Raw genomic sequence first — 22,759 nt, forward strand, 5'->3', positions numbered from 1 at the left:
AGGGGATTTACAGACTTACTTCGTCACCAGAATGGAATCCACCAGCGTAAACTGCGGGGCTTTATCCAGCGGGATCACCTTGCCGCTCTTCTCGGCATCGACCATCAGCTTCAGGCCCGTCGCGCCGATATCCGCCGGGTTCTGCGCGATAGTCGCGGTCATCTGTCCGGCTTCGACCATTTTGCGCGCTTCCGGAATACCGTCGGTACCGACCACCAGCACCTTGCCGGTTTTACCCGCGTTGGCGACGGCCTGGGCGACGCCCATCGCCATGGTGTCGTTGGCGCAGTAAATCGCTTTAACATTCGGGTTACGCTGCAGCACGTTCGTGGCGACGTCCAGCGCTTTAATACGGTCCCAGTCGGCGGGCTGGCTGGCAACCAGATTGATCTGGCTCGCTTTTTTGAAGGCTTCGGTGGCGCCATTGCGGCGAGCTTCACCGGAGGCGTTACCGGCTTTACCTTCGATAATCGCCACTTCGCCGCCTTCCGCACCCAGCTTGTCGATAATAAAAGCCGCGCCCTTCGCCCCAACCGCCACGTTATCGGTGGTGACGAAAGCCTCGACGTTGCCGCCGGCTTTCTTCAGGTTATCCATATCGATTTTTTCATCGAGGTTGACCAGATAGATGCCCTTTTTCCAGGCTTTAGCCACCGGCATCACCAGGTTTACCGAGGAGAGGGGCGCAAAGGCGATACCTTTGTAGTTTTTGTTGCTCAGGTCTTCAAACAGCTGCAGCTGCGACTGAAAATCGCCTTCGGAAGGGGAGGCAAAAATATCGACGCTTACGCCCAACGTTTTGGCTTCGTCTTCTATGCCCTTTTTCATATCCACCCAAAACGGATTGGATAAGGTTTTTAAGACCACAGCATAATCGGCGGCGGCAAAGGCGCTGGTGGATAACATTACGCCCATGAGCGTGCCGCTGAAAATTTTCAGATATTTATTCATGGCAGTATTCTCAGTGTAGGATACAGTTATATTGATCCCACCAACGTGGGATCGGTTTTTTATTTAAGCGCGCCGGGTGAAAAGAAATTAACAATCGCGCCGGTTTTTTGCATATTTAAATTCGCTTGTTCAATATTCAGCTGGGCAACGGAAACAAAAAAAGCATCTAATAATGTGAGTTGTAATATACGCGCTGAGGCGTTACGGCCTAATAAAGGCGTCTCTGGTGCTGGCGAACAAATAATAAAATCAGCTAGTTTGGCAATCGGTGAATGATAGCTATGGGTGATACAAATAATTTTTGCGCCGTTCTTTTTCGCCAGCTCCACCGCCGATTTGATATCGCTGGTGCGTCCGGAGTGCGAGACCACCAGTACCACATCGCCTTCCTTCAGCAGCGAGGCGGACATCATCATGATATGCGCGTCCGGGTAGGCCTGGCAGCGCACGCCGATGCGTAAAAACTTATGCTGCACGTCCGCGCAGATGGCGTTTGAACCGCCTGCGCCATACAGGTCACGCTGGTTGGCCTGGGCGAAAAAGCGCGCCGCGCGATGAATTTCGTCGACGTTAACGATCGACTGGCCTTCCATAATGGTGCGCAGGGTGATGTTAAACACCTTATTCACCACATCCTGCGGCGCTTCATCAAAAGAGAGCTCAGTCGGCAGGACCTGCTCAGACTGCGAGAAATAGGCTTCCAGCGCGCTGCGCAGATTACGAAAACCGCTAAAACCAAGCAGTTTAGAGACCTTAACGATCATGGCCTCAGACACCGACAGCGCCTCTGCGACGTCCTTAATGGCCGGCGCATCGCTCAGATTGCCGGGGGTAAGCAACCATTCGACGATGCGGCTTTCATTTTCGGTCATCCCTTCCTGCTTCATGCGAAGCCAGGGGGCAAGGCCGATACCGTTGGGGAGCGAACTGGATTCTGACTGACTCATCGCTTTCTCATTGTCCATAAAATGAAGACGTCACTATATCACCACAGGCAAAACAGAAAAGATACAATCAACTTCACAAATTTTATATTTTTATAAAGTATTGTCTGTTGTGAAGTTTTGGGTGGGCGGATTTTTCGTTTTTTGATTTGTTATTTATTAAATATCAATAAATTATATGGTTAATATTGATGTTTTTAACGGCGTGATTGTTTGAGGCAAAAGAACACTGACGCTTGATTTGTGAAATTACAGCGTGTAGAACAGGCCCTGGCTGCGGTGTTTTTGACGCTTATTTGGCCGATAAATGCCGTTTAAATCACAACATAAAGCATTTCCGTAAAGTGAATAACAGGCGAGGCTACGTATGAAAAGGATTGCAATTGGCTGCGATCATGTCGGGTTTATTCTGAAAGACGATATTGTGTTGCATCTGCGTCAGCGCGGAATGGAGGTGGTGGATAAAGGCGCATGGTCAACGGAACGCACCGATTATCCGCGCTATGCCAGCGCCGTCGCGCAGGCGGTTGCCGCCGGCGAAGTTGACGGCGGGATTCTGATCTGCGGCACCGGCGTCGGCATCTCCATCGCCGCCAATAAGCACCCGGGCATTCGCGCGGTGGTGTGCAGTGAGCCTTACTCCGCGCAGCTTTCACGCCAGCATAATGACACCAACGTTCTGGCCTTTGGCGCCAGGGTGATCGGCCTTGAACTGGCGAAAATGATCGTTGATGCCTGGCTGAGCGCCGAATTCGAGGGCGGACGCCATCAGGGCCGGGTAGACGCCATCGGCGCGATTGAACAGCAGCGGATTTGAGATTCCTCCGCTACTCGCCGCGATAGCCCTTGATTAACGTAGAGCCAGCCCCCTGATGAGACTGGCTTTATGAAACGTTACTCTACTGCTTTGCTTTTCTGCGCTCTTTCCTTCGCCAGCCAGCTGGCGCACGCCGATATTATTGACGACGCGATCGGCAATATTCAGCAGGCCATTAATGACGCTTATCAACCCAACGGCAGCCGTTCCGATGACGATGATTATGATGATGGACGCTATCAGGGCAGCCGTCAGCAAAACGCCGATCGCCAGCGGCAGTATGACGATCAACGGCGACAGCTGGAAGATCGTCGCCGCGAACTTGATGAGCGTCAGCGCCAGCTGGACCGGGACCGCCGTCAGCTGGAAAGCGACCAGCGCAGGCTGGATGATGATTATTGATGCGGCGCGACCCGCGGCCTTCGTCGCGCCCGGTTAATCCAGCACAATCTCCATACCGTCAAATCCCGCTTCAAATCCCGCAGGCAGAGAATTTTCCATCATCCACGCATCGAACTGGTGGCTGATATGGGTAAGGATCACCCGCGGGCAGCCAATCACCTGGTTAATGGCCCGCACGGTGTTGAGATCGCAGTGGTTGCGCGGGGGCTGCGGGCGCGGCTCGTGGCTACAGTCGATGATGATAAGCTGCGGTCGGTTGTTAAGCAGGAACTTGAGGGTTTTTTCCGGCAGGGCGGCGGTGTCGGACAGCCAGGCGACCCGGCTATGGGCCGATTCCAGCAGGTAGCCGAAAGTGAGCTTTGAGTGGTTCAGCGGCAGCGGCGTAACGCGCAATCCCTGAAGTTCAAACATCACGAACGGCTCAACGGTATGGCTGAAATCCAGCAGGCCCGGATGCCTGAACAGGTCATCGCAGCCCTGTTCATCGGGCGGGCCGTAAACCGCAATAGGTTCGCCCACTCCCCAGCGCAGGGGGAACAGGCCCTGCACGTGATCCATATGATAATGGGTGAGCAGAAACTGCTGAAAGCTGCCGGCGGGCCACCGCTCCAACAGATCCGGCAGCCCGGCATCGAGCAGCGTCACCGCGTTGTTGAACTTCACCGCCGCGCTACAGGGGCGACGGCGATGCGCGTCGTCGGCGCGGGCGCGGCGGCAGGCGCGGCAGTCGCAGCCGAAAACCGGCACCAGCTGCGCGCCGCCGGTGCCGGTCAAGCGGATCGTCAGGCTCATGTTTTCTCCTCGTCTCAGGCAATTTGCTGCTCGCGTCGGTTGCCGTGAACGCGAATCAGCGAGACCAGCGCATCCACCGACTGGCTCAGACGGCCATCGTTATTCAGGGTCAGACACGCGCTCGGCGTATAGCGCGCCGCGCGTTCCAGCCGCTGGGCGATTTCCGTCTCGTTCTCCCTTCCACGCTGCTCCAGGCGCTGTCGCAGCACCTCCGGCGAGACCTGCAAACAGATGGGCAGCAGGGCGTCGGCATAGCGCGCCTGCGCCTGCGCGAGGTGGGCGCGGGAGCCATTAGCGACCACGTCAAACCCGGCGTGCAGCCACAGGTCAATCTCGATGCCGATGCCGTAGTAATTATTGTTAGCGTGCCAGCTAAGGGCAAACAGATGCTGCTCGGCGCGGGTAAAAAACTCATGTTCGCTGAGGGCGATATGGTTTTCACAACCCGCGTTGTGCGGGCGGGTAATGTAGCGGTGCGCTACCAGCAACTGGGGATGTTCCCGCTGGCGCAGCGCCGCCAGCAGGCTGTCTTTACCGGAGCCGGACGGGCCGACCAGCCAAATCAGTTTTCCTGTCATCAGAAGACCCTCTTGCCTTGCCGCCAGACGCGATCAATATGGATATGCTCGCCGCGACGGTGCGCCAGCACCAGATCCGCCCGTTTACCTTCGGCAATCACCCCGCGGTCATGCAGCCCCAGCGCCTGCGCCGGGTTTTTGCTTACCAGGCGAATGGCCTGCGCGAGGGTAAAGGCGTTGCCCTCGTCGTCGGCGATGCGGAAAGCGGCATCCAGCAGGCTGGCGGGATAATAGTCGGAGGAGAGAATATCCAGTAGACCGCTGGCCGCCAACTGGTGAGCGGCGATGTTGCCCGAGTGGGAACCGCCGCGCACGATATTTGGCGCGCCCATCAGAACGTTCATGCCGTGCCGGCGCGACGCCTCCGCGGCAGCAAGGGTGGTGGGAAATTCGGCGATGGTGCTGCCAAGCTGGCGTGATTCGAGCACATGTTCGCAGGTGGCGTCATCGTGGCTGGCCAGCGCGATATTGCGCTCGCGGCAGATAGCGGCGATGCGCTGCCGGTTGGGCTGCGACCAGGCTGCCGCCAGCGCCATCTGCTCCTGTTCGAAGTTGTCCATCTGTTCGTTGGTCAGATGGTATTTGCCCTGATAGTAGTCGCGATATTTGCTGAGGTCGGCGTACTGGCGCTGGCCGGGGGAGTGATCCATCAGAGAGACCATGCTCACCGGCTCGCGGCCTACCAGCTTCTCAAACAGCGGCAGGGTGGTGTGATGCGGCAGTTCGCAGCGCAGATGCAGTCGGTGTTCGGCGCGGTTGAGGCCGCGCTTTTGCGTCTCTTCGACGGCGTTGATCATTTTTTCCAGGTTTTCCAGACGGTCGCCGCCGTCGCGCACATCGCCAATAGCCACGGCATCGAGCACGGTGGTGATGCCGCTGGCGACCATCAGCGCGTCGTGGCTGCTCATCGCCGAGTGGGCGGGCCAGTCCACCTTGGGTCGCGGGGTGAAAAACTTGTCCAGGTTGTCGGTATGCAGCTCGATAAGCCCCGGCAGCAGCCAGCCGCCTTCGCCGTCAACCGCCTCCGCCAGCCGGCTCTGGTTTTCGGCAAAGGCTGAGATTCTGTCGTCGTGAACTTCCAGCGAACCGTTAACCACCTCGTCTTCGAGGACCAGCTTTACGTTATTAATAATCATGCTGAAATCCCCATCGGGTGCAGGCGGTCGGCGACCTGGTTGCGCGTGGCCTCGTCGTGGAAAATACCGACGATCGCCGCGCCGCGGGCTTTGGCTTCGTGAATCAACGCCACCACCGCGGCGCTGTTGTTAGCGTCCAGCGAGGCGGTGGGTTCGTCGAGAAGCAAAATCGGGTAGTCGACCGCGAAGCCGCGGGCAATGTTGACCCGCTGCTGTTCGCCGCCGGAAAAGGTTGAGGGGGCGAGGTGCCACAGGCGTTCGGGAACGTTCAGGCGCGTTAGCAGGCGGGCGGCTTTCGCGGCGCTCTCTTCGCGCGAGGCGCCCAGTTCGAGCAGCGGTTGCATCACCACGTCGAGGGCGGAGATACGCGGGATCACCCGCAGAAACTGGCTGACCCAGCCGATGGTAGTTTTGCGCACCTCCAGCACTTTGCGCGGCGTGGCGGTAACCAGGTCGACCCATTCGTCGCCGTGGCGAATATGAATGTGGCCGCTATCGGGAAGATAGTTGGCGTACAGCGAGCGCAGCAGGGTCGATTTGCCGCTGCCGGAGTGGCCGTGCAGCACCACGCATTCACCGGCATTCACGGTCAGCGAGGCGTCGGCGAGGACCGGCAGACGGACGCCGTGCTGCTGGTGCAGAACAAAGGTTTTATGGATGTTTTCAACGCGGATGGCGTTCATTTTTAGCCTCATCGTGCCTGAATTTCCCCGGATCGCGGCGTAAACGCCTTATCCGGGCTACCTGATGCATTAACTCACGAAGCGCGACCGGGGATTCCCGGAGGCGGCGCGTTGCGCCTGTCCGGGCTACCGGCTCGCAGACGGTCCGGCACCCGTAACCCCGGTAAGCGCAGCGCCACCGGGGAGTGGACCTATGTTCAGTTCTGCAACACTGACGACACCAGCAGCTGGGTGTAGGGGTGATGGGGATCGTCGAGCACCCGGTCGGTTAAGCCGCTTTCCACCACCTGTCCTTGTTTCATCACCAGCAGACGGTTAGCCAGAAGGCGGGCGACGCCGAGGTCGTGGGTCACAATTACCACCGCCAGGTTTAGCTCCACCACCAGGCCGCGCAGCAGATCGAGCAGGCGCGCCTGCACTGACACGTCCAGCCCGCCGGTGGGTTCATCCATAAACACCAGCTTCGGCTGGGTCACCAGATTGCGGGCGATTTGTAGACGCTGCTGCATACCGCCGGAAAAGGTGGTGGGCAGGTCGTCAATGCGCGAAGGCGGGATCTCCACCTCCTGCAACCACTGCTCGGCGGTGGCGCGAATATCACCGTAGTGCCGCGCGCCGGTCGCCATCAGGCGCTCGCCGATATTCCCCCCCGCCGACACCTGGCGGCGCAGTCCGTCCATCGGATGCTGGTGCACCACGCCCCATTCGGTGCGCAGCAGGCGGCGGCGATCCGCTTCGCTCATCGCGTACAGCGAACGGTTCTGATAGCGCACGTCGCCCTGCTGCGGCGTCAGGCGGGCGGAAATCGCCTTTAGAAGGGTGGTTTTCCCGGAGCCGGACTCGCCGACGATACCCAGCACCTCTCCCGGCCACAGTTCAAACGAGACGTCGCTGAAGCCTTTGCCCGGCGCGTAGAGGTGGGTCAGATTATTGACCGCCAGTAACGGATGACTCATTTTTTCTGCTCCTCGCTCTGCTGGCGGCAATAATCGGTATCGGAACAAACAAACATCCGTTTGCCGCTGTCGTCGAGCACCACTTCATCAAGATAGCTATGGCGCGAACCGCAGATGGCGCAGGGTTCATCCCACTCCTGAACGGTAAACGGATGATCGTCGAAATCGAGGCTTTCTACCGGGGTGTACGGCGGCACCGCGTAGATGCGTTTTTCACGTCCGGCGCCGAACAGCTGGAGGGCGGGCATCATATGCATCTTCGGGTTATCGAATTTCGGAATCGGCGACGGGTCCATTACGTAGCGGCCGTTGACCTTCACCGGATAGGCGTAGGTGGTGGCGATATGGCCGAAGCGGGCGATATCTTCGTACAGCTTCACCTGCATCACGCCGTACTCCTCCAGCGCGTGCATGGTGCGGGTTTCGGTCTCGCGCGGCTCGATAAAACGCAGCGGCTCCGGGATCGGCACCTGGAAGATCAGGATCTGATCTTCAGTCAGCGGCGTTTCCGGGATCCGGTGGCGGGTCTGGATCAGCGTCGCGTCTTCGGTGCGCTCGGTGGTCGCGACGCCGGTGACGCGTTGGAAAAACTGGCGAATCGACACCGCGTTGGTGGTGTCGTCGGCGCCCTGGTCAATCACCTTCAGCACGTCATTTTCGCCGATGACGCTGGCGGTAAGCTGGATACCGCCGGTGCCCCAGCCGTAGGGCATCGGCATCTCGCGACCGCCGAAGGGCACCTGGTAGCCGGGGATGGCCACCGCTTTCAGGATGGCGCGGCGGATCATGCGTTTGGTTTGCTCGTCGAGATAAGCAAAGTTGTAGCCGGTCAATGCGTTAGCCACGTTGATTCTCCCGTTGCAGGCGTTTAAGCAGCGCCAGTTCGGCCTGGAAATCGACATAGTGGGGAAGTTTAAGGTGCGAAACGAAACCGGCCGCCTCGACGTTATCGGCATGCGCCAGCACAAACTCTTCATCCTGAGCGGGGCCCGCCACTTCTTCGCCGTACTCCGGCGCCTGGAGCGCGCGGTCCACCAGCGCCATCGCCATCGCTTTACGCTCGCTCATGCCGAACGTCAGGCCGTAGCCGCGGGTAAAGTGCGGCGGTTCATCCTCAGGGGCGACAAAGCCGTTAACCATTTCGCATTCGGTCATCAACAGTTCACCGATATTGACGGTGAATCCCAGCTCTTCGGGAGCGATCTCCACCGCGACGTAGCCGCTGCGAATTTCACCGGCAAACGGGTGGTTGCGCCCGTAGCCGCGCTGGGTGGAGTAGGCCAGCGCCAGCAGATAGCCCTCGTCGCCGCGCGCCAGCTGCTGCAGGCGCGAAGAGCGCGAGCAGGGATAGACCGGCGGATGGCGGGTGATATCGTCGGGCTGCGCGTCGGTATCTCGTTCGGCTTTCGCCAGTTCTTGCTGAACCAGCAGATTAAAAACGTGCGGCGCGGCTTCCTGCGGCGCGCTATCGGTCGCCAGCGGCGGCGTTTCGCCGTTGGCCAGCAGGGTAAAATCGAGCAGGCGGTGGCTGTAATCGTAGGTTGGGCCGAGCAGCTGGCCGCCGGGAATATCTTTATAGACCGCCGAAATACGGCGCTCAAGGCGCATTCCGGCGGTGTCGACGGGCTCGCTGACCGCCAGCCTTTGCAGCGTGGTGCGGTAAGCGCGCAGCAGAAAAATCGCTTCGACGCTATCGCCGCTGGCCTGCTTCAGCGCCAGCGCCGCCAGCTCCCGGTCGGCGATACCGCCTTCGGTCATCACCCGGTCCACCGCCAGATTAAGCTGCTGGCTAATCTGGTCAACGCTGATTTCAGGAAGCCGTCCATCGCCTCGGCGTTTCTGTTCCTGTAGGGCGTGAGCGGCGACGATCGCCTTCTCGCCGCCTTTGACGGCTACGTACATTAGCAGACCTCGACATGGGTGGTGCGCGGGATAGCCAGCAGGCGTTCGCCGCAGGTGAGGATCAGATCGATGCCCAGCGGGAACGGATGCGGGCGCTCGGTCAATTCTTCAATAATGCATTCCGGCAGCTGCGGGGCGATCATCCGCTCTTCGGCGATCCCCGCGCCGGTCAGCCGCAGCATTCGGCCGCCGCTCAGGCTGGCAAGCTGGACCACCAGCGTGACGCCGGTTTCCGGGGCGACGACGGTTCCGGCGGAAAGCACGTTAAGCTGCTCGGCGCTGATGGTGTCGCTGGCGACGGCGAAGATCGCCTGCTGCGGCTGCTCAACCAGCGGCGCGCCGGTATGAAAGCGCAGATTCTGGCCGACGAGATCGTTATGCAGCGCCGGAGCCAGCCAAACCGGCGTGTCGTGATCCACCAGCGTCAGCAGCAGGCTGGTGGAGGCGACGTTCAGCGGCTGCCAGCCGTGCTGAAGCTGTTGCAGGGAGACAATCACTCCCGGCTCGCTCATCGCTTTCAGCAGGCGGCGGAAACTGTGCTGGGCGTCCTGCACAGCCAGGGTAAAGGCGGGTTGTAGTGTCATGCGTTATCTCCGCGAACCAGAGTAAAGAAGTCGACCCGGCTGGCGTTGACTTCGGCGCGTCGGGCTTCAATGCGCACGCTACGTTGTTCTTCCAGCGGGGTTATCAGGGTTTCCATCAGGGTGTGAAAATGGTGTGGCGACTGCATCAGGGCATCGATAGCCGCGCAGCGTTCAGCGTGCGGACGGTCGCGGCCCAAAATCCAGCTATAGCCGAGCGTTCCGTCGGCCAGGCGAATGGCGGCGCGGGTTAAGGTAGCGTCTCCGGCAAAGAACCGGTCGCCGATGCCGCCCATACGCGCCTGCAGCTGAACCAGTCCGGTTTCCGGGGCGCGAATCAGCTCATACTGCGGCGCGAGCTGCAGGGTCTGCATCCGCGCCGCCAGTTCTTGTGGTTCACTGTGGGCCAGCACGGACATCCAGCGCTGGCGGATAGCGGTATCAAAGTGCATTCAGTGCTCCATGGTGAATTCAATCATGTCGGCGCGGGTCAGGCTGACGGAGTACTCCGTCGCGTTCTGCTCGTCCTGGCGATGATTCAGGGTGCGCACGCACAGCAGCGGCGCCATGTTGGGAATGCCGAGAATAGTGCTCTCTTTGGCCTGCGCGCGGCGGGCGCTGATTTTGGTGCGTACGCGGGTCAATTCGATATCAAGCCGGTCGCGCAGCAGGTCATGGAGAGAGCCGTGGGTAAAGGTTTGCAGAACCGGCCACAGTCGCAGGTCGGTAAAGTAGTGGTCTATCAGGCACAGCGCGACGCCGTTAACGCGGCGCAGGGTGCGCAGGTGGATGACGTTATCGCCTTCATTAATGACAAAGGCTTCGGCAACGTGGCTGCTGGCCGGGCGTAACACCGACAGCAGCTTCTCGCTGGTCGGATGGCTGCCCTGTTCGAGAAGATTCTGGCTAAAGCGGGCCTGGGCGTTGAGCGGATAATCGATCGGGCGCATCAGAACCAGCACGCCGACGCCCTGGCGGCGCTGGACCCAGCCGCGTTCGACGAGCTGATCGATGGCCCGGCGCAGGGTATGGCGGTTAACTTCAAAGCGGGTCGCCAGCTGCTGCTCGGCGGGAAGATAGTCGCCGCAGCGGTAGTGGTGGCGAAGCTCTTGCTCAAGTTTGGCGGCAATTTCCTGATATCGTGTCGGGTAACTGGTCGGATGTCTGGATAAGTACATGTCAATCGAGCCTCACTATGGACATGAAGGAGTTTCCCTCTGAGCGTGGGCCGATCCTGACGGTTTTTTGTTACATTTCGGTTAACTCATGATGACCGGGGGATGAAGAGTTAATGCCGGTGGGATGACAGGGGGAGGGGGAATGAACGCACGGATGCCCTCACCCCGGCTCTCTACCGGAGGGTGAGGGGAGGAAGGTAAGCGTTAAGGCTCTTTCACCACGTTGACCATCCACGGGACGCCAAAGCGGTCGATGACTTTACCGAAGCCGTGCGCCCAGAACGTTTCCTGCCAGGCCATCTCTATCTGGCCGCCGTCGGCGAGGCCGTCAAACCAGCGTTTACCCTCGATAACGTCTTTTGGGTCGAGCACGATGGTAAACCCGGCGTAGCGCTCCATTTTGCTGGAGGGGCTGTCGCTGAGCATCAGGATGCCATCCGCGATGCGCAGGCTGGCGTGGGCGATACCGTCGGCAGCCAGGTGCTGGCCGGAAGGGCAGCCATCTTCGGCGTCCTGGCTATTCTGCGGCATTTCACCCCAGGTGATTTTGTGGAGCAGCTCAGCGCCCAGCGCCTGCTGGTAGAAAGCGATGGCGGCAGCGCAGTTGCCGCTAAAAGCGATATAGGGACTTAAGGGCATAAGCATTACCTCAGGTAACGAATATTCCATTAAGCGTAGAAGGGGATTGCGGAATTAAGCCAGGCGGCAGCGACGGGTAAAGTGAGTACGAATGCGGGAAGGCTGGCCAGAGCGCGGAAAAAATATATTTCCCCCGACGATAGGCGTCGGGGGAATAAAATCAGTTCTTTTTAACAAATTCGGATTTTAGCTTCATTGGGCCAAAACCATCAATTTTACAGTCAATATTATGATCGCCTTCCACCAGGCGGATATTTTTAACTTTAGTACCAATTTTTAGCATCGAAGAGCTGCCTTTAACCTTCAGATCTTTTACTACGGTGACGCTATCGCCGTCGGCCAGTAAATTGCCGTTGGCGTCTTTGACAATCAGCGCGTCGTTATCGTCCACAGGCTCGGCATTGTTCCATTCGTGGGCGCATTCCGGGCAAACAAACATGCCGTTGTCTTCATAAGTGTATTCAGAATGGCATTTTGGGCAGTGGGGCAGTTGCATGACGTTCCTCGCGATTACTGGGTAAAACAGGACGTTGGTCCTTTAAATGGCGGCTGATAGCCGAAAGTGATGCTGATTATAGCGCAATCCCGCACTTTTGTCGGGCCTTTTTTATGACACTTCCCAGCGGAGAAAGAGAATATATATTGTGGGGATAGGCGGGGTTATTTCCTTAAAAACCGCCAGTTATTTCCGGAAATGTATCGCTAAGTTCCAATATTCATTGAACTTATTGGTTTGAGATGACTCTGTTTAAGGGTAGGTAAATTTTTGTGAAGTTGATCCCAAATTTAAACGCTGTTAGGGTAAAAAGGCGAGAACGCAAATTCACTACACTTATTAGCGGCACCGCTTATTTGATTATGGCCAGAGCAGGCGTCAACAGGTTCGGTTGTACGGACTGTCAGCAGACAGTGCAGGCAAACCTGCTACGCTTGAAATGTGGAGCACAGCAATTCGCCGCTCCCAACGCATGACGCGAATGACCTTGTCATTCGGCGGAGATTCGTGCGCTCAAGGCGAGAGCAAAAGAGGAAAATTATGCTTAAAAGGAAAAAAGTAAAACCCATCACGCTTCGGGATGTGACCATCATTGATGATAGCAAACTGAAGAAAGCGATTACCGCAGCGTCGCTGGGTAACGCGATGGAATGGTTCGATTTTGGGGTTTATGGTTTTGTTGCGTATGCCCTGGGTAAAGTCTTTTTCCCCGATGCCAACCCCAGCGTGCAGATGATCGCCGCGCTCGGTACCTTCTCGGTTCCCTTCTTAATTCGTCCATTAGGCGGCCTGTTCTTCGGGATGCTGGGCGATAAATACGGTCGACAAAAGATTCTGGCGATAACCATTGTCATCATGTCGATAAGTACATTCTGTATCGGTCTTATTCCGTCGTATGCCACGATTGGCATCTGGGCGCCAATACTGCTGCTGCTGTGTAAAATGGCGCAGGGTTTTTCGGTGGGCGGAGAATATACCGGCGCATCGATCTTTGTGGCGGAATACTCGCCTGACCGTAAACGCGGCTTTATGGGCAGCTGGCTGGACTTCGGTTCAATAGCCGGTTTTGTGATGGGCGCGGGCGTGGTGGTACTGATTTCCAGCGTGGTGGGTGAAGAGAACTTCCTCAGCTGGGGCTGGCGTATTCCGTTCTTCCTGGCGCTGCCGTTAGGGATTATTGGTCTTTATCTGCGTCATGCGCTGGAAGAGACGCCGGCGTTCCAGCAGCACGTTGATAAAATGGAGCAGGGCGATCGCGAAGGCCTGCAGGAAGGACCGAAAGTCTCCTTCAAAGAGATTGCGACCAAACACTGGCGTAGCCTGCTGACCTGTATCGGTCTGGTGATTTCCACCAACGTGACCTACTACATGTTGTTGACCTATATGCCGAGCTACCTGTCGCATAACCTGCACTATTCAGAAGATCACGGGGTGCTGATCATCATCGCCATCATGGTCGGGATGCTGTTCGTTCAGCCGGTTATCGGTATGCTCAGCGACCGTTTTGGCCGTCGCCCGTTTATTCTGATTGGTAGCGTGGCGCTGTTCGCGCTGTCGATTCCTGCCTTTATCATGATTAACAGTAACGTTCTCGGCCTGATTTTCGCCGGTCTGCTGGTGCTGGCGGTAGTGCTGAACTGCTTTATCGGGGTGATGGCCTCGTCGCTGCCGGCGATGTTCCCGACCCACATCCGCTTTAGCGCTCTGGCCAGCGCCTTTAACATCTCGGTGCTGATTGCCGGTCTGACGCCAACCCTGGCGGCGTGGCTGGTAGAGAGCACGCAGAACCTGATGATGCCGGCTTACTATCTGATGGTGATTGCGGTTATTGGCCTGATTACCGGCCTGTCGATGAAAGAGACCGCCAATCGTCCACTGAAAGGGGCGACGCCAGCGGCTTCGGATATTCAGGAAGCGAAAGAAATTCTCGGCGAGCACTACGATAATATCGAGCATAAAATCGAAGATATCGATCAGGAAATCGCCGACCTGCAGGAAAAACGTTCTCGCCTGGTGCAGCAGCATCCGCGCATCAACGACTAAATCGTTTTGCTGGTAACTCATGCCGCCGCGGGCTTCCCCCGGCGGCATTTTTTATGCCCTGCTGAGGTTATTCGCGGACCGCCCAGGCCCGGTAAGGACCGGGCGATGCCGCGGCGAGGGCTTAGCTATGCGTCAGAAAGCGCGCCAGCCGCTGCTGCAGGATTTGATTTTCGCGGCTCAGGCGCGCGTTCTCGTCCAGCAGCGTTAAGGCGACAGCGATACCCGGCCAGTCCAGCTCCAGCTCTTTGCGCAGGCGTACGGCGCGGTGCACGATGGTCACCGCGCTATCGTCAAACAGCCAGTTTTCCCGCTGCGGCTGGCGCGGCTCAATCATGCCGAGGCCGACAATCTCGTTAAGCTCCTCTTCGGAAAGGCCGGTGTGGAGACAAAACTCGGTAATCGTGAACGTCACTGTTATCTTAGCCATCAGGCTTTCCCCCATGTCTTACGCGGCTCGAAGCTGGATTGCGCATCCGCCAACTGCTGCCAGAGCGCGCGGCTCTTCTCATCTGGTTTTGGCGGCATGACGATTTTAATCACCGCATACAGGTCGCCGGTGGTGGTTTTGCTGGTCAGCCCTTTGCCTTTCACGCGCAGCCGCTGACCGGCCTGGCTGCCCGGCGGAATGGTTAGCAGGATGCTCTCTTTCAGCGTCGGGATGGTAACTTTAGCGCCCAATGCGGCTTCCCACGGCGCCAGCGGCAGGACGATTTCAAGGTTATGGCCGACGACATCAAACAGCGGATGCGGGGCGATATGGATCACCAGCCACAGATCGCCGTTGGGGCCGCCATTTTCACCGGGAGTACCCTGGCCTTTCAGACGGATGCGCTGGCCGTCGACGACGCCCGCGGGAATTTTCACGTTCAGGGTTTTCGGCGTTTCGCTTTCGACCATGCCAAAGACGTTATAAACCGGCAGCTTATAGCTGATGGTGCGCGTCTGCTCCGCCAGGGTTTCTTCAAGGAACACCGCGACTTCTATCTCTAAGTCATGACCGCGGACGCCGTGCTGGCGGCGGCTATGGTGCGCCTGCTGGCCAAACATGGTGGAGAAGATGTCGTCGAAGTCCTGCTGGCTATAGCTCTGCTCGCGGGAATGCTGCTGCTGCCGGCCAAACTGCGGATCGTTGCGGTGCTGCCAGAGCTGGTCGTATTCGGCGCGGCGCTGGTCATCTTTAAGCACTTCCCAGGCTTCGGCGAGATCTTTGAATTTGGCTTCGGCATCGTTTTCTTTGCTGACATCGGGGTGATATTTACGTGCCAGACGGCGATAGGCGGTCTTAATGGTTTTCAGATCGTCCGTTGGCTGAACCCCTAGAATGGCATAATAATCCTTTAATTCCATGGTGTTATCTCATTTATGCGCAATATGACGGTTACAGATCCCTGGATCAGGTGTCTTTATTAAGCTTAGGGCAAATGAGGGCGGATGGGGCGGAAAAGTGGCGCAAACTTGACGCCGTCGGGATTGACGGCGGCCGATCGATAATATCCCTATTCGGTGGAGCGCCTGCGGTTTCTGCGCAGCCCTTCGAGCAGCACCAGGGCTGCGCCAATGGTTCCACCCATCAGTGGGAGAGCGGCGGGCGCGTTGGGGAAGAGATGAACGATGGTCACATCGGTCACCATCATTGAACCGGCTATCCAGCCGATGAGCGCACCGCCCAGCATCACCACGGACGGGAAACGGTTGAGGATTGCCAGCACCAGTTTGCTGCCGAGGACGATAATCGGAATGCTGATTAATACGCCCAGCGCGACCAGCAGCAGATGGCCTTTCCCGGCGGCGGCAACCGCCAGTACGTTATCCAGCGACATAATGACGTCGGCAACGGTAATGGTGACCGCGGTACGCCACAGGCTGCTGGAACTGCTGACCTCGCTTTCTTCTTCCTGATTAGTCACCAGCTTGATGCCAATCCACAGTAGCATCAGCGCGCCGACCACTTTAAGCCACGGTAGTGAGAGTAAATAGATGGCGACGGCCAGCAGCAGCACGCGTGCCGCAATCGCGCCGAAGGTACCGATAATAATGGCTTTGGTACGCTGCTGCGGCGGCAGCTTACGGCAGGCCATCGCGATCACCACCGCGTTGTCGCCGCCCAGTAACAGATCGATAGCGATAATTTGCAGCAGAATAACCGCCACGTCCCACTGACTGAAAAACTCATTCATAGCCAACTCATCGAACCACCAAAAAAGACCCTACAGGAAAACGCAGGGGCGAAGGGTACTCTCGTTCGGGCGCCTTGACCACCTGTCCGAGAACCCGAACGCAGCGAGTTATTGAAAAATATAGTTACCAATCATTGCCTCGTCCGGCAATGATTCGCAGGTAAAGGATGATATTTTGTTCGTAGAAACACATCTGCCGTTCACCTATCGCAAGGACTAACCACATGCCCGGCCACAAGAATTTACTCACATTTGCCTTTATTGGCGCCTCCCTGTTTCCGGTTATGGCGACCGCTGCTGACGCACCGACCTTTACGCCTGAACAAGAGGCCCGTATTGGCAAAATAGCCGCGGATTATTTAGTTGCGCATCCGGAAGTGCTGCTGCAGGCCAGCCAGAAGCTGCAGCAAATTCAGCAACAGCAGCAGGCCAGCGCCGCGACCCAGGCGGTACTGAAGAACGCGGCCGCGCTGACCCAGGATAAAAATACGCCAACCTACGGCCCGAAAGAGGGCAAAGTTACGGTCATTGAATTCTTTGATTATCAATGCGTTTACTGCAGCCGTCTGGCGCCGGTAATGGAACAGGTGATCAAAGAGAACCCGCAGACCCGCTTTGCCTTTAAAGAGTGGCCAATTTTTGGCAGCCGCTGGGAAACCTCGCTTGCAGCAGCGAAAACCGGCCTGCAGATTTATCAGCAGAAGGGCGCCGAGGCTTATCTGACCTACCATAACGGGATCTATTCCACCGGGCATAACGAAGGCAAGCTGACGGCCGCCGACATCCAGCAGCAGGCGAAGAAAGTGAATTTCGATGCCGGGAAAGCGGCGGACGTTGAACCGGCGCTGGAAAGCATCAATCAGCTGGCGCAGGAAATTGGCCTGAGCGGGACGCCTGGAGTTATCGTGATGCCCACCACCGGCGCCACGGAAGCGACGATCACCGTGTTCCCGGGGCTGGCGGATAAAGCCTCGCTGGATGCGGCGATCAAGAAAGCGGGCGGCTGATAATCATCAACGCGACCGCCGGGCGGCGGGCGCGGCTTAGCGATGGCAGCAGCGCTGCAGCATCGACATAATCACCTGAAAGAGCTCATCTTTAGCCTGCTGCTCCGTGATAACGCCGTTCACGACCGCGGCCGATAGACCGTCGGCGGACCCGAGCATGGCGAGAATGGCCGCTTCGCTGAGGTTGTCACTTTCGCAAAGCGGCGCAAAATAGTCCCGGCATTTCCCGGTAAAAGTGGCGATGCACTCTTGTTTGATCTTCTCCAGCTCGGGCGTCCCGGCGAGCGCGGCCATGACGCTCGGCATCTCGCGCCCTTGAAGCAGCACGCACTCGATATAGGCGTTGGCGATCGCCGCGGCCAGTTTATCCGCATTCGGTTCGGTATTGCGCAGTATTTCATCCATTCGCGCCGTCTGGCGCTGGTCGTATTCCGTGTATAGCGTCGCGAAAAGTCCCGAACGGCTGTCAAAATGATCGTAAACCACCGGTTTAGTGACTCCCGCCTGCGTCGCCAGGTAGCCCAGCGTCAGGGCATCGGTCCCTTCTTGCCGAATAATCTGCCAGGCAACATCAATCAGCTGTTTGCGCCGCTCTTCTCGCGTTAAACGCTGCCGTACGAGTGGTTCAGACATAGAAGCATTCTCCCGTTGACATGCTTATATACCAAAGGTAACTTACTATTGGTAGGTTACTGTTAGTATATAAGACTACGTCCAATATCGTTGTATAGCAACTGGGGTATCCGTCATGCATGCATTAATCGTGGTTTCTCATCCTCTTAATACTTCTCTGACTCACAGCGTTGCGGCGGCGATTGCGCAGGGGGTTGCCGAATCCGGCTCGCATCACAGCGCTGAAATTGCCGATTTAACCCGGGAAGGCTTTAGCCCGGTTTTTGCCGAACCGGATATTGCCGCCTTTCGGCAAACCGGCGCTACGCCGTCCGATGCGATCGCTGAACAGGCCAGAATCGATAACGCCGACGCGCTGGTGCTGGTGTTTCCCATTTACTGGTGGTCGATGCCGGGGCTGCTGAAAGGCTGGATTGATCGGGTGTTTTCAAACGGCTGGGCCTATGAGGAGACCGCCGACGGCAACGTAGTGAAGAAGCTGGGACGCCTGCGGGTACATCTGGTGGCATTAGGCGCAGCCAGTCAACAAACGTATGACAAGCACGGGTTTACCGATGCTTTTAATGCGCAAATTGTCCACGGCATTTTTGATTACTGCGGGGCTACGGTCGCCAGTTCGCAGATGTTGCTATTGCCGGACCTGCAAACGACGGAAGCGCATCTGGAGGCGGGGCGCCAGCTAGGAAGGAAGATGTTTGGCTGAGGCGCGTTTAGCTACCGAGCCTGGATTTCCGCCGGGTGGCTTTATCCGCCCCGGCCTGAAAGAATATATTATCTATGAAAATCTCACAGCATCCTGACAGGATATAATTCTTGATCAATAGTATGATATTTGTTTTCATACTGAAATGTATAGTGATAATAAAGATGATGGCTGGGTCTGGCGTTATACCGAACAGGAAAATGATCTTATCTATTCCAGAGAAATGGATAAGATTCATTGCTTGATAAATAAATTTAAGAACAGCCTTGCTGATGAGAATAAAATTTTTGTCGTAAAAAGCAATGGCAATAATCTTGATGATATAGTATTCGCTTTAGCAAAAGAGTTTAAGAGGCACGGTAACAGTAAAATACTTTACGTGAAAAGTAACGTGGAAAGTTCAGCTGTAGGCGAAATCAAGAAAGTGACTGATAATCTTTTTATTGGCGCGATCGATAAATTCGCCGACTATAGCCGGGCAAATGAATACTCGCGTGAAGGCTGGCAGGCAATAATTGATAATGCTGTAAAGGTGATGTGAATTTTTAGCAGCGTATTAATATACGCTGCATTTTTTAGCTGGTAGTAATAAAGCACGTTTTTGGGTAATGATTTAACAGCGAGTAATTATAAACGGCTTCATTTTTGTAGTATGAGTTAGGGTAGAAATTGACTTCTTTTCCCAGCAGGGATGCTAAAATTGCTACATGCAGTCTATCGGTATTTACAACTTTATACTCTTCAAGGAAGTTGATCATGCAACGGGTAGAGTTTCGTGCCAGAAATTCATTATCCCAATAGTCGCCATTCCACGTGAGCGAAATATCATGATTGTTTTCTTTATGTTCTCCTGTTAGAGACTCTGAGTCTGTTCTGAAACAGTTTGCCTGTTGTTTATAGGCCGGTTTAAGAGACAGGTATTTACTAAGATCGAGATAAAATGCCATGTCATCAGCAATGAATACGTTCTTATTTGGCTCATAGCTGAGAGATTTTATATAATCGAAAGTGGTATTTTCACGGCAAAACACTACTAATTTATCGATATTATTAGTGAATAAATCGCTATACCCTCTGATTGTCGAAGGCATAATGATCGTTTTGTGAAATTTATGAATATTATTTTGGATGAAATCGCGGCCTTCAGCATATAACCCTTCGATGAGGTTTCCTCCGCCACCAAAAATTAAAATATCAGTATCAGCGCTGTAACGCTCATCGGCTCTGTAAGGAACATAGGTAAGCGCATTTCGTTCGAAAAAATCGTACGTTGCAGATGCAATCACGCCATCGCCCGCGTTACCGGGGTTTGCCTTATAGACAAATCGATGAGATGGATGATAGGATTTTAGAAATAAATCAAATTTTAACTCTGCACTGGTCATTTTTTATCCTGTTTAACAGAAGCTATTGATTGCTATCTTAATATTACTTCAACTCACTCATTATTATAGAAAAGTCTAGGTTACTAAGGAAAGATCACAATGAAGAAAGTTCTTATAATGACGCCGGACATAGAGGGGCCTGTCCGTAACGGCGGCATTGGTACTGCTTTCACAGCCCTTGCCACTACTTTGGCAAAAAAGGGGTATGATGTCGATGTATTGTATACATGTGGTGACTATTCAGAGTCATCTGCATCAACTTTTAGCGATTGGTCACGTATTTATAGCACCTTTGGTATTAATTTGCTGAGTACCGGTCTGGTAAAAGAGATTAATATCGATGCTCCCTATTTTAGAAGAAAAAGTTACTCAATTTTGCTCTGGCTGAAAGAGAATAATGTCTATGACACTATTATTTCTTGTGAATGGCAGGCAGATCTTTATTACGCTTTATTAAGTAAAAAGAATGGCACTGATTTTGAAAATACCAAATTCATTGTCAATACCCATAGCTCAACGTTATGGGCTGATGAAGGTAACTACCAGCTCCCATATGATCAGAATCACCTTGAACTCTATTATATGGAAAAAATGGTAGTTGAGATGGCTGATGAAGTCGTTAGTCCGTCTCAGTATTTAATTGATTGGATGTTGAGTAAACACTGGAATGTTCCTGAAGAACGCCACGTTATTTTAAATTGCGAGCCATTTCAAGGGTTTGAAAAGAGAAGTGATGTTGTCGTTAAAGCCAATGAAAAAACCGCTTCAGGCGTTGAGCTTGTATTTTTCGGCCGACTTGAAACCCGTAAAGGGCTCGATATCTTCCTGCGCGCATTAAGAAAACTCTCTGCCGAAGATAAAGAGACGATCTCTGGTGTGACCTTCCTCGGGAAAAACGTCACGCTGGGTAAAATTGATTCATTTACCTATATCATGAACCAGACCAAAAACCTGGGTCTGGCAGTCAATATCATCAGCGATTATGACCGTACCAATGCAAACGAATATATAAAAAGAAAAAATGTATTAGTCATCATCCCATCGCTCGTTGAAAACTCCCCATATACCGTTTATGAATGCTTGATTAATAACGTTAACTTCCTCGCCTCAAACGTTGGAGGGATTCCAGAACTTATTCCACAGGAGCATCATGCTGAGGTTCTGTTTACCCCAACGCCGGTTGATTTATACGGTAAAATTCACTATCGCTTAAAAAATATAAACATCAAACCCGGACTGGTTGAATCACAAGAAAATATCCAGGCAGCGTGGTTTGCCGCCATTGAAAGAAAAGATAACTGCGTCTTCAAGAAAATTGATGAATCTAATCGTCCGTTAGTGAGCGTATGTATTACTCATTTCGACCGTCATCATTTGCTCCAGCAGGCACTTGCCTCAATAAAAACGCAGACGTACCAAAATATTGAAGTTATCTTAGTTGATGATGGAAGCACAAAAGAAGAATCTCATCGTTATTTGAACCTTATCGAGAACGACTTTAACGCTCGAGGCTGGAAAATTATCCGCAGTTCTAATAACTACCTGGGCGCGGCACGAAATTTGGCCGCTCGACACGCCTCCGGTGAATATCTGATGTTTATGGATGATGATAATGTCGCTAAACCTTTTGAGGTTGAGACATTTGTCACGGCAGCATTAAACTCCGGAGCCGATGTGTTGACCACCCCAAGCGATCTCATTTTTGGTGAGGAGTTCCCTTCGCCATTCCGTAAAATGACGCACTGCTGGCTCCCGTTAGGCCCTGATTTAAATATCGCCAGCTTTAGTAACTGTTTTGGCGATGCTAATGCTCTGATCAAGAAAGAAGCTTTCGACAACATCGGCGGTTTTACTGAAGATTACGGTTTAGGTCATGAAGATTGGGAGTTTTTTGCGAAAATATCCTTACATGGCTATAAATTGCAAATCGTCCCTGAGCCGCTATTTTGGTATAGAGTAGCAAACTCCGGAATGTTGTTAAGCGGGAATAAGAGCAAAAACAACTACCGTAGCTTCCGTCCATTTATGGATGAAAATGTGAAATATAACTATGCGATGGGCTTGATTCCTTCGTACCTCGAAAAAATTCATGAACTGGAGAATGAAGTGAGCCGACTGCGCAGCATCAATGGCGGCCATTCTGTCAGTAATGAACTACAGCTTTTAAATAATAAGATTGATGGTCTAATTTCTCAGCAAAGAGATGGCTGGGCCCACGATCGCTTTAATGCTCTTTATGAAGCGATTCATGTCCAGGGCGCAAACAGAGGCAGGAGCCTGGTTCGCCGTGTGGCCCGCAAAGTAAAGTCATTGTTGAAATAGCCTAATCCGCGGAGCTCGAAAGAGCTCCGCAAAAAATAGTTTTAATGAAGCTTAATTGTTCGACGCACTCAACTCACCCCGGATACCAACGTCTGCTTATTCCGCGATTAGGCTGCTTTTAGGCGGGTTCTTTAAATAGTGGTGCCCGGACTCGGACTAACGCCGCAGGCGTTGAACTGCGCTTGTCGCGCTGCCCCCGAAGGGGTGAGCCGCCGTGCGGCGAATCATCGAACGCCGTTTGATGGAGTGTCCGGTCGTAGAAAAGCAAAAACCCAGCCATAGGCTGGGTTCTCTGAATAGTGGTGCCCGGACTCGGAATCGAACCAAGGACACGGGGATTTTCAATCCCCTGCTCTACCGACTGAGCTATCCGGGCAACGGGGCGCATTAAACCGTAATCCGTACGCCCCGTCAATCAAATTTCTCGTTTTATC

26 protein-coding genes and 1 tRNA gene are annotated in these 22,759 nt (G+C 54.8%); 7 read left to right on the top strand and 20 right to left on the bottom strand.

The window, feature by feature from the left end; all coding sequences use genetic code 11:
* Window positions 1-15 precede the first annotated feature (15 nt).
* Window positions 16-951, bottom strand: a complete 936-nt coding sequence (gene alsB, locus CMQ96_RS16385; RefSeq protein ID WP_082236831.1) for a D-allose transporter substrate-binding protein — start codon at window positions 949-951, stop codon at window positions 16-18.
* Between the two features lie 59 nt (window positions 952-1,010).
* On the bottom strand, window positions 1,011-1,898 hold the full coding sequence (gene alsR / locus CMQ96_RS16390; RefSeq protein WP_004137474.1) for a D-allose utilization transcriptional regulator AlsR: 888 nt from the start codon (window positions 1,896-1,898) through the stop codon (window positions 1,011-1,013).
* Between the two features lie 364 nt (window positions 1,899-2,262).
* Between alsR and rpiB the strand changes: the two genes are divergently transcribed.
* Window positions 2,263-2,712 carry a bifunctional allose-6-phosphate isomerase/ribose-5-phosphate isomerase RpiB gene (gene rpiB, locus CMQ96_RS16395; RefSeq protein ID WP_004137473.1) on the top strand — a complete coding sequence of 150 codons (450 nt, stop codon included), beginning with the start codon at window positions 2,263-2,265 and terminating at the stop codon, window positions 2,710-2,712.
* Between the two features lie 69 nt (window positions 2,713-2,781).
* Window positions 2,782-3,114, top strand: a complete 333-nt coding sequence (yjdP, locus tag CMQ96_RS16400) for a DDRRRQL repeat protein YjdP (protein ID WP_004137472.1) — start codon at window positions 2,782-2,784, stop codon at window positions 3,112-3,114.
* Window positions 3,115-3,147: 33 nt separating this feature from the next.
* On the opposite strand, the gene phnP is transcribed toward yjdP, so the two are convergent.
* The 12 genes from phnP to CMQ96_RS16460 all read right to left on the bottom strand — a co-directional run bounded on the left by phnP (window position 3,148) and on the right by CMQ96_RS16460 (window position 12,055).
* Window positions 3,148-3,906 carry a phosphonate metabolism protein PhnP gene (gene phnP / locus CMQ96_RS16405; RefSeq protein ID WP_004137470.1) on the bottom strand — a complete coding sequence of 253 codons (759 nt, stop codon included), beginning with the start codon at window positions 3,904-3,906 and terminating at the stop codon, window positions 3,148-3,150.
* Window positions 3,907-3,920: 14 nt separating this feature from the next.
* Window positions 3,921-4,484 (bottom strand): ribose 1,5-bisphosphokinase, encoded by a 564-nt coding sequence (gene phnN / locus CMQ96_RS16410; RefSeq protein WP_004137468.1) that lies wholly within the window; start codon window positions 4,482-4,484, stop codon window positions 3,921-3,923.
* The gene (phnM, locus tag CMQ96_RS16415; RefSeq protein ID WP_098067031.1) at window positions 4,484-5,620 is read right to left on the bottom strand and encodes an alpha-D-ribose 1-methylphosphonate 5-triphosphate diphosphatase; all 1,137 of its coding nucleotides are present in this window, start codon (window positions 5,618-5,620) and stop codon (window positions 4,484-4,486) included. Before phnM ends, phnN begins: the two co-directional genes overlap by 1 nt.
* On the bottom strand, window positions 5,617-6,303 hold the full coding sequence (phnL, locus tag CMQ96_RS16420) for a phosphonate C-P lyase system protein PhnL (protein WP_049089201.1): 687 nt from the start codon (window positions 6,301-6,303) through the stop codon (window positions 5,617-5,619). The genes phnM and phnL overlap by 4 nt, the downstream gene beginning before the upstream one ends.
* Before the next feature lie 197 nt (window positions 6,304-6,500).
* Entirely contained in the window at window positions 6,501-7,259 is a 759-nt protein-coding gene (gene phnK / locus CMQ96_RS16425; RefSeq protein ID WP_064411546.1) for a phosphonate C-P lyase system protein PhnK, read from the bottom strand.
* The gene (locus CMQ96_RS16430) at window positions 7,256-8,104 is read right to left on the bottom strand and encodes an alpha-D-ribose 1-methylphosphonate 5-phosphate C-P-lyase PhnJ (protein ID WP_004137461.1); all 849 of its coding nucleotides are present in this window, start codon (window positions 8,102-8,104) and stop codon (window positions 7,256-7,258) included. Before CMQ96_RS16430 ends, phnK begins: the two co-directional genes overlap by 4 nt.
* Window positions 8,097-9,161 (bottom strand): carbon-phosphorus lyase complex subunit PhnI, encoded by a 1,065-nt coding sequence (locus CMQ96_RS16435; RefSeq protein WP_004137451.1) that lies wholly within the window; start codon window positions 9,159-9,161, stop codon window positions 8,097-8,099. The genes CMQ96_RS16430 and CMQ96_RS16435 overlap by 8 nt, the downstream gene beginning before the upstream one ends.
* Complete coding sequence (gene phnH, locus CMQ96_RS16440; RefSeq protein ID WP_024360221.1) at window positions 9,161-9,745, bottom strand: phosphonate C-P lyase system protein PhnH; 585 nt, start codon at window positions 9,743-9,745, stop codon at window positions 9,161-9,163. The genes CMQ96_RS16435 and phnH overlap by 1 nt, the downstream gene beginning before the upstream one ends.
* Window positions 9,742-10,194 carry a phosphonate C-P lyase system protein PhnG gene (phnG, locus tag CMQ96_RS16445; RefSeq protein ID WP_049089199.1) on the bottom strand — a complete coding sequence of 151 codons (453 nt, stop codon included), beginning with the start codon at window positions 10,192-10,194 and terminating at the stop codon, window positions 9,742-9,744. Before phnG ends, phnH begins: the two co-directional genes overlap by 4 nt.
* Window positions 10,195-10,920, bottom strand: a complete 726-nt coding sequence (gene phnF / locus CMQ96_RS16450) for a phosphonate metabolism transcriptional regulator PhnF (protein ID WP_064411544.1) — start codon at window positions 10,918-10,920, stop codon at window positions 10,195-10,197. It abuts the gene before it with no gap.
* Window positions 10,921-11,124: 204 nt separating this feature from the next.
* Window positions 11,125-11,559 (bottom strand): VOC family metalloprotein YjdN, encoded by a 435-nt coding sequence (gene yjdN, locus CMQ96_RS16455; RefSeq protein ID WP_004137437.1) that lies wholly within the window; start codon window positions 11,557-11,559, stop codon window positions 11,125-11,127.
* 160 nt (window positions 11,560-11,719) lie between these two features.
* A complete protein-coding gene (locus tag CMQ96_RS16460) occupies window positions 11,720-12,055 on the bottom strand; it encodes a zinc ribbon domain-containing protein YjdM (RefSeq protein ID WP_004137429.1) in 336 nt (111 codons plus the stop codon).
* Between the two features lie 540 nt (window positions 12,056-12,595).
* Between CMQ96_RS16460 and proP the strand changes: the two genes are divergently transcribed.
* The gene (proP, locus tag CMQ96_RS16465; protein ID WP_024360222.1) at window positions 12,596-14,098 is read left to right on the top strand and encodes a glycine betaine/L-proline transporter ProP; all 1,503 of its coding nucleotides are present in this window, start codon (window positions 12,596-12,598) and stop codon (window positions 14,096-14,098) included.
* A gap of 121 nt (window positions 14,099-14,219) precedes the next feature.
* Here the strand turns inward: proP and cbpM are convergent, their stop codons facing one another.
* The 3 genes from cbpM to CMQ96_RS16480 form a co-directional block, all read right to left on the bottom strand.
* Window positions 14,220-14,525 (bottom strand): chaperone modulator CbpM, encoded by a 306-nt coding sequence (gene cbpM / locus CMQ96_RS16470; protein WP_004097873.1) that lies wholly within the window; start codon window positions 14,523-14,525, stop codon window positions 14,220-14,222.
* Window positions 14,525-15,445 carry a curved DNA-binding protein gene (gene cbpA, locus CMQ96_RS16475; RefSeq protein ID WP_049087484.1) on the bottom strand — a complete coding sequence of 307 codons (921 nt, stop codon included), beginning with the start codon at window positions 15,443-15,445 and terminating at the stop codon, window positions 14,525-14,527. Before cbpA ends, cbpM begins: the two co-directional genes overlap by 1 nt.
* Before the next feature lie 149 nt (window positions 15,446-15,594).
* On the bottom strand, window positions 15,595-16,275 hold the full coding sequence (locus CMQ96_RS16480; RefSeq protein ID WP_024360224.1) for a TerC family protein: 681 nt from the start codon (window positions 16,273-16,275) through the stop codon (window positions 15,595-15,597).
* Between the two features lie 224 nt (window positions 16,276-16,499).
* On the opposite strand from CMQ96_RS16480, the gene CMQ96_RS16485 reads away from it, so the two are divergent.
* Window positions 16,500-17,282, top strand: coding sequence for a DsbA family protein (locus CMQ96_RS16485; RefSeq protein WP_004137423.1), 783 nt, complete (start codon window positions 16,500-16,502; stop codon window positions 17,280-17,282).
* 36 nt (window positions 17,283-17,318) lie between these two features.
* Here CMQ96_RS16485 and CMQ96_RS16490 read toward each other — a convergent pair whose 3' ends face one another.
* Window positions 17,319-17,915 (bottom strand): TetR/AcrR family transcriptional regulator, encoded by a 597-nt coding sequence (locus CMQ96_RS16490; protein ID WP_049089195.1) that lies wholly within the window; start codon window positions 17,913-17,915, stop codon window positions 17,319-17,321.
* Between the two features lie 115 nt (window positions 17,916-18,030).
* On the opposite strand from CMQ96_RS16490, the gene CMQ96_RS16495 reads away from it, so the two are divergent.
* Both CMQ96_RS16495 and CMQ96_RS16500 read left to right on the top strand, forming a co-directional pair.
* Window positions 18,031-18,618, top strand: a complete 588-nt coding sequence (locus tag CMQ96_RS16495) for an NAD(P)H-dependent oxidoreductase (RefSeq protein ID WP_024360226.1) — start codon at window positions 18,031-18,033, stop codon at window positions 18,616-18,618.
* A 145-nt stretch (window positions 18,619-18,763) separates the two neighbouring features.
* Window positions 18,764-19,159, top strand: a complete 396-nt coding sequence (locus CMQ96_RS16500) for a hypothetical protein (RefSeq protein WP_064411542.1) — start codon at window positions 18,764-18,766, stop codon at window positions 19,157-19,159.
* A gap of 34 nt (window positions 19,160-19,193) precedes the next feature.
* On the opposite strand, the gene CMQ96_RS16505 is transcribed toward CMQ96_RS16500, so the two are convergent.
* Window positions 19,194-20,003 (bottom strand): polysaccharide pyruvyl transferase family protein, encoded by an 810-nt coding sequence (locus CMQ96_RS16505; RefSeq protein WP_004137416.1) that lies wholly within the window; start codon window positions 20,001-20,003, stop codon window positions 19,194-19,196.
* A gap of 99 nt (window positions 20,004-20,102) precedes the next feature.
* On the opposite strand from CMQ96_RS16505, the gene CMQ96_RS16510 reads away from it, so the two are divergent.
* Window positions 20,103-22,325 carry a glycosyltransferase gene (locus CMQ96_RS16510; protein ID WP_024360229.1) on the top strand — a complete coding sequence of 741 codons (2,223 nt, stop codon included), beginning with the start codon at window positions 20,103-20,105 and terminating at the stop codon, window positions 22,323-22,325.
* 300 nt (window positions 22,326-22,625) lie between these two features.
* Here CMQ96_RS16510 and CMQ96_RS16515 read toward each other — a convergent pair.
* Window positions 22,626-22,701, bottom strand: a tRNA-Phe gene (locus CMQ96_RS16515).
* Window positions 22,702-22,759 lie beyond the last annotated feature (58 nt).

The sequence above is a fragment of the Klebsiella sp. MBT K-1 genome (assembly GCF_002556465.1).
Taxonomy (GTDB): Bacteria; Pseudomonadota; Gammaproteobacteria; order Enterobacterales; family Enterobacteriaceae; genus Klebsiella; species Klebsiella grimontii.

Coding starts and splice junctions, on each gene's coding strand:
- alsB (WP_082236831.1), bottom strand. CDS start 951: ATGAATAAATATCTGAAAATTTTCAGCGGCACGCTCATGGGCGTAATG.
- alsR (WP_004137474.1), bottom strand. CDS start 1,898: ATGAGTCAGTCAGAATCCAGTTCGCTCCCCAACGGTATCGGCCTTGCC.
- rpiB (WP_004137473.1), top strand. CDS start 2,263: ATGAAAAGGATTGCAATTGGCTGCGATCATGTCGGGTTTATTCTGAAA.
- yjdP (WP_004137472.1), top strand. CDS start 2,782: ATGAAACGTTACTCTACTGCTTTGCTTTTCTGCGCTCTTTCCTTCGCC.
- phnP (WP_004137470.1), bottom strand. CDS start 3,906: ATGAGCCTGACGATCCGCTTGACCGGCACCGGCGGCGCGCAGCTGGTG.
- phnN (WP_004137468.1), bottom strand. CDS start 4,484: ATGACAGGAAAACTGATTTGGCTGGTCGGCCCGTCCGGCTCCGGTAAA.
- phnM (WP_098067031.1), bottom strand. CDS start 5,620: ATGATTATTAATAACGTAAAGCTGGTCCTCGAAGACGAGGTGGTTAAC.
- phnL (WP_049089201.1), bottom strand. CDS start 6,303: ATGAACGCCATCCGCGTTGAAAACATCCATAAAACCTTTGTTCTGCAC.
- phnK (WP_064411546.1), bottom strand. CDS start 7,259: ATGAGTCATCCGTTACTGGCGGTCAATAATCTGACCCACCTCTACGCG.
- CMQ96_RS16435 (WP_004137451.1), bottom strand. CDS start 9,161: ATGTACGTAGCCGTCAAAGGCGGCGAGAAGGCGATCGTCGCCGCTCAC.
- phnH (WP_024360221.1), bottom strand. CDS start 9,745: ATGACACTACAACCCGCCTTTACCCTGGCTGTGCAGGACGCCCAGCAC.
- phnG (WP_049089199.1), bottom strand. CDS start 10,194: ATGCACTTTGATACCGCTATCCGCCAGCGCTGGATGTCCGTGCTGGCC.
- phnF (WP_064411544.1), bottom strand. CDS start 10,920: ATGTACTTATCCAGACATCCGACCAGTTACCCGACACGATATCAGGAA.
- yjdN (WP_004137437.1), bottom strand. CDS start 11,559: ATGCCCTTAAGTCCCTATATCGCTTTTAGCGGCAACTGCGCTGCCGCC.
- CMQ96_RS16460 (WP_004137429.1), bottom strand. CDS start 12,055: ATGCAACTGCCCCACTGCCCAAAATGCCATTCTGAATACACTTATGAA.
- proP (WP_024360222.1), top strand. CDS start 12,596: ATGCTTAAAAGGAAAAAAGTAAAACCCATCACGCTTCGGGATGTGACC.
- cbpM (WP_004097873.1), bottom strand. CDS start 14,525: ATGGCTAAGATAACAGTGACGTTCACGATTACCGAGTTTTGTCTCCAC.
- cbpA (WP_049087484.1), bottom strand. CDS start 15,445: ATGGAATTAAAGGATTATTATGCCATTCTAGGGGTTCAGCCAACGGAC.
- CMQ96_RS16480 (WP_024360224.1), bottom strand. CDS start 16,275: ATGAATGAGTTTTTCAGTCAGTGGGACGTGGCGGTTATTCTGCTGCAA.
- CMQ96_RS16485 (WP_004137423.1), top strand. CDS start 16,500: ATGCCCGGCCACAAGAATTTACTCACATTTGCCTTTATTGGCGCCTCC.
- CMQ96_RS16490 (WP_049089195.1), bottom strand. CDS start 17,915: ATGTCTGAACCACTCGTACGGCAGCGTTTAACGCGAGAAGAGCGGCGC.
- CMQ96_RS16495 (WP_024360226.1), top strand. CDS start 18,031: ATGCATGCATTAATCGTGGTTTCTCATCCTCTTAATACTTCTCTGACT.
- CMQ96_RS16500 (WP_064411542.1), top strand. CDS start 18,764: ATGTATAGTGATAATAAAGATGATGGCTGGGTCTGGCGTTATACCGAA.
- CMQ96_RS16505 (WP_004137416.1), bottom strand. CDS start 20,003: ATGACCAGTGCAGAGTTAAAATTTGATTTATTTCTAAAATCCTATCAT.
- CMQ96_RS16510 (WP_024360229.1), top strand. CDS start 20,103: ATGAAGAAAGTTCTTATAATGACGCCGGACATAGAGGGGCCTGTCCGT.